The sequence below is a fragment of the Amycolatopsis keratiniphila subsp. keratiniphila genome (assembly GCF_001620365.2).
Classification (GTDB): domain Bacteria; phylum Actinomycetota; class Actinomycetes; order Mycobacteriales; family Pseudonocardiaceae; genus Amycolatopsis; species Amycolatopsis keratiniphila.
In genome coordinates this window covers 1-1,632 of sequence record NZ_LQMT02000039.1, presented here as the reverse complement: position 1 = coordinate 1,632, position 1,632 = coordinate 1, and the positions used below count along the sequence as shown (strand labels likewise).

The following is a 1,632-nucleotide window of genomic DNA, read 5'->3' as shown; positions in this document are numbered from 1 at the left end:
CGGCACCATGGGCCTGCCGCACGTCCTGGTCCGCTTCTACACCAACCCCGACGGCAAGGCCGCGCGCCGCACGACGGTGCACGTCCTGCTGCTGCTCGGCCTGTTCTACCTGTTCCCGACGCTGCTGGGCGCGCTGTCGCGGATGTACGTCCCGGAACTGCTGGTGACCGGGAAGACCGACGCCGCCGTCCTGCTGCTGCCGTCCGCGATCCTGCCCGGACTCTGGGGGCAGATCCTGGGCGCGGTGACCGCGGCCGGCGCCTTCGCGGCGTTCCTGTCGAGTTCGTCCGGGCTGCTGGTGAGTGTCGCCGGGGTCGTCTCCACCGACGTCCTGCCCGGCCGCGTCCGCGATTTCCGGGTGGCGACGGCGATCGTGGCGCTGATCCCGTTCGCGCTGGCGGTGCTGCTGCCCTCGGAGGATCTGTCGCTTTCGGTCGGGATGTCGTTCGCGCTGGCCGCGTCGACCTTCAGCCCGCTGCTGCTGCTCGGCGTCTGGTGGCGCAAGCTCAGCTGGCCCGGCGCGCTGGCCGGGATGGTCGTCGGCGGCGGACTCGTGCTGACCGCGCTCGTGGTCAACATCGTCAGCAAGTACTCCGGTGGCTGGGCGCCGTGGTTCTCGAACCAGCCCGCGCTGATCACCGTCCCGGCCGCCTTCTTGACCACTTACGTGGTGAGCCGCGCGACCGGATACGGGCGTCCGGACGACGTCCACGGCGTGATGCTGCGGCTGCACGCGCCCGATCCGCTCGGGTTCATGCGGGATCGTGCGGTCGCCCGGTTCGGGCAGGCCGAAGAGAAGACCCGGACCACCGGTAAAGGCCGTCACCGGAAGTAAAATCACCCTTTCGAGTCGCGAGCCTCTACGCAGAGTCGTACCGTTCACTCAAATGGATTGCTCCTCTGGGGCCCTATGAGGGGCATGATCTTTCGTGACAACGAAGTCATCGAATGGTCGCGGCAGGTGGGAGGTCCGATATGAGTGAGGCCGATCAAGACCTCGGTTCCGAACCGGAATCCGACTGGGAAAAGGTCCAGGCGAGCCCGGAATTCGCCGAGCTGCGACGACGGCTCCGGGTATTCGTTTTCCCGGTGTCGGCCTTGTTCCTCCTCTGGTACCTGCTGTACGTGCTCCTCGCCGACTACGCGACCGGGTTCATGAGCACCAAGCTCTTCGGCAACATCACCGTCGGCCTCGTCTTCGGCCTGCTGCAGTTCGTGTCCACCTTCGTGATCACCGGCCTTTATGTCCGGTACGCGAACCGGAAGCTCGATCCGCTCGCGGACAAGATCAGGCATGAGGTCGAAGGGACCGAACGGTGAATTCGCTGGCAGCGGGCGTACAGGGAAGCAATCCGGCGCTCAACATCACCATTTTCGCGATCTTCGTCGCGATCACGCTCGTGATCGTTTTCCGGGCGAGCCGGAATACGAAGACCGCGTCCGACTACTACGCCGCCGGGCGCGCGTTCACCGGCCCCCAGAACGGGATCGCGATCTCGGGCGACTATCTTTCCGCGGCGTCGTTCCTGGGTATCGCCGGTGCGATCGCGATCAACGGCTACGACGGTTTCCTCTATTCGATCGGATTCCTCGTCGCGTGGCTGGTGGCGTTGCTGCTGGTCGCGGAACTGC

The 1,632-nt window shown here is 65.9% G+C and carries 3 protein-coding genes; all 3 read left to right on the top strand.

The genetic code is table 11. The features are described 5' to 3' along the window. Window positions 1-835 (top strand): sodium:solute symporter family transporter (locus tag AVR91_RS44025; RefSeq protein WP_455577844.1); only part of this gene is annotated, 835 nt, incomplete at its 5' end. Between the two features lie 140 nt (window positions 836-975). Beyond that, window positions 976-1,320: a DUF485 domain-containing protein gene (locus AVR91_RS35380; protein WP_043848497.1), complete on the top strand. Its 345-nt coding sequence runs from the start codon at window positions 976-978 to the stop codon at window positions 1,318-1,320. After that, window positions 1,317-1,632, top strand: a 316-nt coding sequence (locus tag AVR91_RS35375; protein WP_455577843.1) for a sodium:solute symporter family transporter, incomplete at its 3' end; no start/stop codon positions are given. The genes AVR91_RS35380 and AVR91_RS35375, both read left to right, overlap by 4 nt.